The organism is Deltaproteobacteria bacterium (genome assembly GCA_016875225.1).
Taxonomy (GTDB): domain Bacteria; phylum Myxococcota_A; class UBA9160; order SZUA-336; family SZUA-336; genus VGRW01.
The window spans coordinates 1-6,905 of record VGRW01000123.1; the positions used below are offsets into that span (position 1 = coordinate 1).

General features: G+C 71.4%; 6 protein-coding genes and 1 pseudogene. 2 read left to right on the top strand and 5 right to left on the bottom strand.

The window, feature by feature from the left end; all coding sequences use genetic code 11:
• Window positions 1-154: 154 nt before the first annotated feature.
• Together FJ108_17380 and FJ108_17385 are read left to right on the top strand one after the other, a co-directional pair.
• Window positions 155-1,330: a response regulator gene (locus FJ108_17380; GenBank protein ID MBM4337662.1), complete on the top strand. Its 1,176-nt coding sequence runs from the start codon at window positions 155-157 to the stop codon at window positions 1,328-1,330.
• Window positions 1,331-1,362: 32 nt separating this feature from the next.
• Window positions 1,363-2,385, top strand: coding sequence for an ATP-NAD kinase (locus FJ108_17385; protein ID MBM4337663.1), 1,023 nt, complete (start codon window positions 1,363-1,365; stop codon window positions 2,383-2,385).
• 24 nt (window positions 2,386-2,409) lie between these two features.
• Here FJ108_17385 and FJ108_17390 read toward each other — a convergent pair whose 3' ends face one another.
• The 5 genes and pseudogenes from FJ108_17390 to FJ108_17410 all read right to left on the bottom strand — a co-directional run bounded on the left by FJ108_17390 (window position 2,410) and on the right by FJ108_17410 (window position 6,892).
• The gene (locus FJ108_17390; protein ID MBM4337664.1) at window positions 2,410-3,246 is read right to left on the bottom strand and encodes a hypothetical protein; all 837 of its coding nucleotides are present in this window, start codon (window positions 3,244-3,246) and stop codon (window positions 2,410-2,412) included.
• On the bottom strand, window positions 3,233-3,652 hold the full coding sequence (locus FJ108_17395; protein ID MBM4337665.1) for a hypothetical protein: 420 nt from the start codon (window positions 3,650-3,652) through the stop codon (window positions 3,233-3,235). The genes FJ108_17390 and FJ108_17395 overlap by 14 nt, the downstream gene beginning before the upstream one ends.
• Window positions 3,653-4,357: 705 nt before the next feature.
• Window positions 4,358-5,191, bottom strand: coding sequence for a DUF2092 domain-containing protein (locus tag FJ108_17400; protein MBM4337666.1), 834 nt, complete (start codon window positions 5,189-5,191; stop codon window positions 4,358-4,360).
• 34 nt (window positions 5,192-5,225) lie between these two features.
• A pseudogene (locus FJ108_17405) lies at window positions 5,226-6,143 on the bottom strand (cyclase family protein).
• 11 nt (window positions 6,144-6,154) lie between these two features.
• On the bottom strand, window positions 6,155-6,892 hold the full coding sequence (locus FJ108_17410; protein ID MBM4337667.1) for a PIG-L family deacetylase: 738 nt from the start codon (window positions 6,890-6,892) through the stop codon (window positions 6,155-6,157).
• Window positions 6,893-6,905: the final 13 nt, after the last annotated feature.

Here is a 6,905-nt window from a genome sequence, read left to right on the forward strand (position 1 = left end):
CCGATCCGTGAGGTCCACGCACCTCCCCCTTCGAAAGGGGAGACGAGTCTCGCGTCAGCACCCGCTGCCCGAACTCGCGTTGGCTACACCGTAGCGCAACATCTATTTTGGGACCGCTTCTAGCTTCTGGGTCGCATCGTCCGGCACGCGTTACGTGAAGGCGAACGGCGAGGTCCACGTCATCGCGCAGTCTCGCGATCTCACCGCCGAGCTCGCCCTCCAGGAACAGCTGCGCGAGGCGCAGAAGATGGATGCGATCGGCCGGCTGGCCGGCGGAGTCGCGCACGACTTCAACAATCTGCTGACCGTGATCGGCGGCTATGCGAGCGTGCTCGAAGGAACCTTGGCGCCCGGTGCGGCCGCGACGGCCGTGCACGAGATCTCGGACGCCGCCGCGCGCGCGGCGGCGCTCACGAACCAGCTCCTGCTGCTCTCGCGGCGGCAGCTCTCGCAGCCGAGCGTCGTAGACCTGAACGCCGCGATCCGGGGCATCGAGCCGCTCCTTTTCAGGACGCTGCCAGCGCGGCTCGAGCTCGAGCTCTCGCTCGATCCCGACCTGCCCGCGATCGACATCGACCCGTCCTACGTCGACCAGGTGATGCTGAACCTGACGCTGAACGCGCGCGACGCGATGATGGGGGGCGGAACGCTGCGAATCGAGACCCGCTCCGGTCAGGGGGGCCGCTCTGCGCACCTCGTCGTCTCGGACACGGGCCAGGGCATGGACGAGGCCACGCGAGCGCGCGCGTTCGAGCCGTTCTTCACCACCAAGCCGCTCGGCTCGGGAACCGGGCTCGGGCTCTCCACGACCTACGGCATCGTGCGGCAGTGCGGCGGATCGATCGCGCTCGAGAGCGAGCCCGGACGCGGCACGCGCGTCGAGATCAGCCTGCCGGCCTCGACGTCGCGGCCCGGCGTCGCACCGCGCGCCGCCGCCCCGATCTCCCCGACCACCCGCCGGGAAACCTCGATCCTTCTGGTCGAGGACGACGCGTCGGTGCGCCGGCTGCTCGCGATCATGCTCGAGAGCACGGGCTTCCGGGTCACCGCTGCCGGCGACGCGGCGGAGGCGCTCTCGGTCGTCGCCGCCTCGCAGCGGAGATTCGACCTTCTGATCAGTGACTACGTCATGCCCGGACAGAGCGGCGTGGAGCTCGGCCGGCTGCTTCGCGAGCGATGGCCGGATCTGGGCGTGCTGCTGATGACCGGCTATGCCGAGATCTCCGGCGCGGAGGCCGGAAATCTGCCGCGTGGGGCCGAGATCCTCGGCAAGCCGTTCACGCGCGAGCAGCTGCAGCAAACCGTCGCGCGACTCGTCGCGACAGTCTGAGCGGGCGCATCTGGTAGGATCGCGCGCCTGCCATGACCCATCCGATCGGAATCATCGCCAATCCCCTCTCCGGCCGGGACGTCCGCCGCGTCGCGGCGCGCGCCGACACGTCCACGCCACAGAGCAAGCGCAACCAGGTCGCGCGGATCGTGATCGGCGCGGTCGCGGCCGGCGCGAAGCGCGTGCTGGTCATGAAGGAGCCGTTCCGCGTCTCGATCTCCGCGATCGAGAACCTCGAGATCGACGCGAGCCTCGAGGTGGTGGACGTGGACGCGCGGCTCGACGCGAACGACACCGTGCGCGCGGCCGAGGCGATGCGAAAGGCGGGCTGCGCGGTGCTGGTCGTGCTCGGCGGTGACGGCACCAACCGCGCCATCGCGCGCGTCTGGCCGGACGCGCCGCTCGTGCCGCTGTCGACGGGAACCAACAACGTGTTCCCGCGTCTGGTCGAGCCGACCGTCGCGGGCGCGGCCGCCGGGCTGCTCGCCGCGGGAGTCGTGGCGCTCGACGAGGTCGCGCGGCCGTCGAAGTGCGTGCGCGTGGAGATCGACGGCGAGCGCGACGACATGGCGCTCGTCGACGCGGCGTTCCTGGTGAACGACCACCTCGGGAACCTGATGCCGTTCGAGCCCGAGAAGCTGCGCGCGCTGGTGCTCGCGCGCGCGGAGCCGGCGGGAATCGGCATGTCGCCGATCGGCGGTCTGCTGCGCCCGGTCGGCGCCAGCGAGGAGTCCGGCCTGCTGGTCACTTGCGCGCAGCCCGGCGCGCCGGGCCGCGTGCTGCTCGCGCCCGTCTCGGCGGGGCTGTACCGGCGCGTGAACGTGACCGGATCGCGCGAGCTCGCGCTCGGCGAGCCGGTCGTCCTGCGCGGACCCGGGATCCTCGCGTTCGACGGCGATCGCGAGCGGAAGCTCGGGCCGGGCCAGGAGGCGCGGCTTCGCGTCGAGCGCTCCGGCCCGTTCGTGCTCGACATCGAGCGCGCGCTCCGGCTCGCCGCCGAGCGCGGCGCGTTCCTCGATCGCGAGCGCTGGCACGACGCCTACGACGAGCACTGAGCGCGCGCCGCACCTCGACGATCGCTAGCCCACGCCGATCAGCGCCCAGGGAACTTCGCGGTACAGGTAGACGAGCGCGAAGACGACGACGTACGACGCGCGCGTCCGAAAGCTCTCGGGATCGGTCTGCGCGACGCCGAGCGCGATCAGCAGCCAGCCGAAGCCGCTCACCGGCGCGAAGAGATAGGTGACCGAGCAGAACGCGAGCAGGAGCGGGTCGCGAATTCGCGACAGGCCGCGGCCGGTCGGCCAGAGGAAGACGAGCGCGAGCAGAGCCTCGACGCCGATCGTCCCCCAGGTCGCGAGCCAGGCCGCCGCGCGGAATCGCGCCGGCTCGAGCGGAGGGGGCGCTTCTGCCGACAGGCCGTCGCGGTGGCGGGTCAGGTGCTCGCGCCGTTCGAGCAAGTCCTCGTTGTCGAGACCTCCGACCAGCACCGCGTACGACGCGAGCCGGTGGTCGGTCACGAGCGTCGCGCGGAAGAAGCGACCGTCGAGATAGTCGGGAGAGATCGCCTTCCAGAGCACCGCGAGCGCGAAGACCAGCCCCAGCAGCACGCGCCCGCTCCAGGCGAGCGCAGGTCCAGGGTCGGCTTCGCGCCAGGCGATCGCGAGCGCGAGACACCAGTACGCGAGCAGGTAGGCGTGGTTGTCGGCCAGTGGCCAGGTCGAGACGACGCGGAGCGCGGTGAGCGCCGCGAGCGCGAGCCAGAACCCGGGGCGCCTGGCCAGCGACGGCACGACCAGGCCGAGCACCGCGAGCGCGAGCAGCCCCGGCCGGAGCCAGCCGACCCCAATCGGCCGCAGCGCGAGGTCCGCGAGCGTGAGCCGCCCCGCGAGGCCGACCGGGTCAAGGTCGCGCAAGCGGAACCTCCAGCCGGCGAAGCAGAACTCCGCTCGGGGCGAGCGTGCCGGGATCGACGCGCGTGGTGAAGACCTCGATCCGGATCGCATCGGGTGCCTCGAAGTCAGTCACGGCGTACGGCTCGAGCTCCCGCGCGAACGCCCGCAGGCGCGAGTCGCTCGGCAGCGCCACCGCGGACTGGGCCTGTTCCTGCAGCTCGAAAGGGATCTCGAGCTCGATCCGCAGCGACGGGCTCACCGCGAACGCGTGCAGGTGGCGCGCGAAGCGGCCGTCGACGGTCGAGAACATTCCGAAGCCGCCGCCACACCACGGTGTCAGGTCGGCGCTCGACGCCAGCCAGAGCTGATTCGCGGCGACCGCGAGAAGCAGAGCCGGAGGCAGCCAGCGGAGCGATCGAGCGGTCACGCGTCGGCCGTCGAGCGTCTCAGTAGCCGGGCGGCGCACTCACGATGATGTAGTTCACGTTCGTGCCGTCGATCACCCGGTTGTACCAGGTCGATCCGCACTTGTAGTACTTCACTTCGTTCACGGTGACCTCGGAGAGCGAGCACTGGGTTCCCGCCTGCATCGAGTTGAACGAAGCCGAGCTGAGAGCGGTCCCCAGCGCGAAGCCGGCGAGCGCCGCCTCCCAGTCGTCGTCGTGCTCGTCGTAGTCGACGATCACGACGGGGGGGCCGTAGTAGCCACCGTAATAGCCGCCGTAGTAACCGCCGTAGTAGTAGCCGCCGCCTTCCTCGTAGAAGTCCTGCCAGTCATTGCGCGCATGCTTCGCGTAGTCCTGGCGATCGTCCTGCATGTCCTGTCTGTGCTGCTGCCAGTCCTCGCGGTTTGCTTCGCCGCCGGGTCGGGTCTCTCCCGGGCGCTGGCTCGGCCGCGTGGAGGGCCGCGTTGCGGCGCCGGGCTTCTGACCGCCCCAGGACGAACGCGACGGCGATGACGGGCGCTGTGTGCGGAAGCTTCCACCCGCAGCGGGGCCCGAGCGCGAGATCGAGCGTCCGCCGCCGCCGCGCCCGCCGCCGCCGCGTCGCTGCGCCTCGACCTCCTGGGCCAGAAAGCAGACCGAGAGGCCCACGCAGGCCACCGCCAGGGCTCTTGCGATGCGTCGCTTCGTCATGGCGTGCTCTCCTCTTTCGGCTGCACTTCGCGCCCGCGAACCGACAGCGGCAATTGCTCCGCGCCCTCGGGCGGCGCGAACTCGAATTTGGAGTCCGCCACGTCGGGCGTGAGCGTCCAGCTCCTGAACTGCGCCGAGAAGCGCGGCTGTCCGTCGAGCTGGAGGTAGTGGAGGACCACGCGTTGGACCAGCGGCTGGTCCCCGGCCGCGATCCAGGCCTCGGTATCGACATCGTCGGTGCGCCACGCGACGTGATCGCAGGGGACGCCAGCGAGATCCTCGCGACCGACGACGTAGGCGGAGGCCATGTCCTCCTCGATCCGCGCCAGCGGATCGCTCCGCAGCAGGTCTCCGAGCGGCACGACGATGTTCAGGGCATCGCGCACCAGATCGAGCGTCGCGTCCAGATCGCGGTACTGCGAGAACTTCGCCAGCGCGTAGGCCTTGTCCGCCGGGATCCAGACCGTGAGCCGCTTGCCGTCCAGGTACATCTCTCTGGGCCCGTCGCTGCGGCGAACCTCGTCGATGCGCAGGCGGTCGGGACGCCGCACGGTGTAGCGCCGGAACGAGCCGAACTCGAGCCGCTGCCCGTCCTCCTGCAGCACCTCGTAGGCGAGGTCGAGTTCGAAGCCGAAGCGCGGCTGCGCGGCGAGGAAGCCGCCGAATTTCTTCAGGACCGCGAGCGCATCGGCGTCGATCTCGGCCGTCGGCACCACGGCGGTCGCACGCTTCGCCGCGGCCGGATCCGCGGCGTTCGCGATTCCCACCTGCAATGCCAGAGCCGCAAGGCCAGCGGCGACCCAGCCGCTTCGCTTCGCTCCCGATTTCATTCTCGCTCCTCTCGTCTTGCGCGACTCGCAGTAGCGCGATCGGATTCACCGGGCTGCCGGTCGCCCCGGCGAGCCGCAGCGGGCTCACGGCCAGCATGAACTCGGCGCGGCCGAGCCGCGAGCAGACCTCGGCGAGCGGCTCGAGGTCGCAGTTGTCGAGCAGCCAGAGCCCCATCGCGACGATGCCGATCGCGTGGATCGGGCTGCGGAAGGCCGGGTAGCCGCACGGCTGCACGTCCTGGGCGGTGTCGGCTCCGATCAGCGCGACGTCGCGCTCGCGAAGCCACGGCAGGCACGCGGCGTGCCAGCCGGCGCGGCCCACGTCCTGGACGCGATCGGGACCGCGCGCGCGCTTCTTCCGGCCGTAGCCGGTGCGCAGCAGCAGCGCGTCGCCGCGGCCGACGCGCACGCCCGCGCGCGCTTCGGCGGCTTCGAGGTCCTCGGGGAAGACGCCCTCGCCGGGCTCGAGCCAGTCCACCCCGCGAAGCGCGGCCACGTCGAGCAGCACGCCGCGCGTGACGATTCCCGAGCTCGCGGCGCCTACGTCGTTCCGTGTCGCGCCGTCCGAGCGCGTCACCAGCGAGGCGGGCCTTCCGCCGTACATCCGCCCGTCCCAGAAATAGTGCGCGAGCGAGTCGAGATGCGTGATCGCGTAGCCGTGGAAGACGAAGCCGATCCGCTCCGACGCACCCGCGTAGCGCGGCTCGGCGGGCAGCTCTTCACCCGTGCCGCGCATCGTGCGCTCCGGCGAGCCGAAGACGTGGTCGGCTTCCGGGCGGGGATCGATCGGCCAGGCGCAGGAGACCGCGATGCCCTCGCGGACCAGCCGCGCGGCCTCCGCTCGCTTCGCATCGTCGATCAGATTCAAGCTGCCGCGCTCGTCGCCCGCGCCGAAGCGCTTCCAGTTGGAGAGCTCCTCGAACCAGGCGAAGAGCTCCGCCTCGCTCGGCACTCGCCGGCTCGTCACGATCGCTCCGCCGGCGGACTCGCGCGCTTTGCGCCGCGCAGCACGAGCCGGACGAACGGCTCCGACTCCCCGAGCGAGCGCGCGCCGCGCACGAGTCCGTCGTCCCGATTCTGGCTCTGGTGCGCGCGGAGCGCGTCGAGCTTGCGCGCGAAGCCCGCCGACGCGTCGATCCGAAGCTCCGCCTGCGCGGTGTCGAAGAGCCAGACCTCGCGCGGGTACCACGGCTCGATCCCCGGCTCCGCGAGCTGCTCGGCGTAGAAGTTCGGGCTCGCCGCGCGCGGATAGATCGCGTCGAGCGTGGCCTGACCCGCCGCGCGGTGGTCGGAGTGGCCCGGGTGCGCGCGTCCGCCGTAGTTGCTCCAGAGCATCCGTGGATCGTGGGTCAGAACCAGATCCGGGCGGATCCGGCGCACGGCGAGAGCGAGCTCCGCGCGAAGCGCATCGTCGTTGGCGAGAGCGCCGTCCGGGTGGCCGAGGCTGGCGTGTGATGCGAACCCGATGATGCTCGCCGCCTCGGCCTGCTCGCCGCTGCGCACCTTCACGACCTCCGCGATCCCGCGCCCGCCGAGCGCGCCGTCGGTGCAGACGACCAGGTGCAGCACCGCGCCCGAATCCGCGAGCCGCGCCAGCGTTCCGCCCGCGAAGTACTCCGCGTCGTCGGGGTGTGCGCCGATCGCGAGCACGCGGGCGAAGCCGGCCTCCGAGACTGCGTCGAGAAACGCGCCCGCAGTCACGAGCGACTCAAAA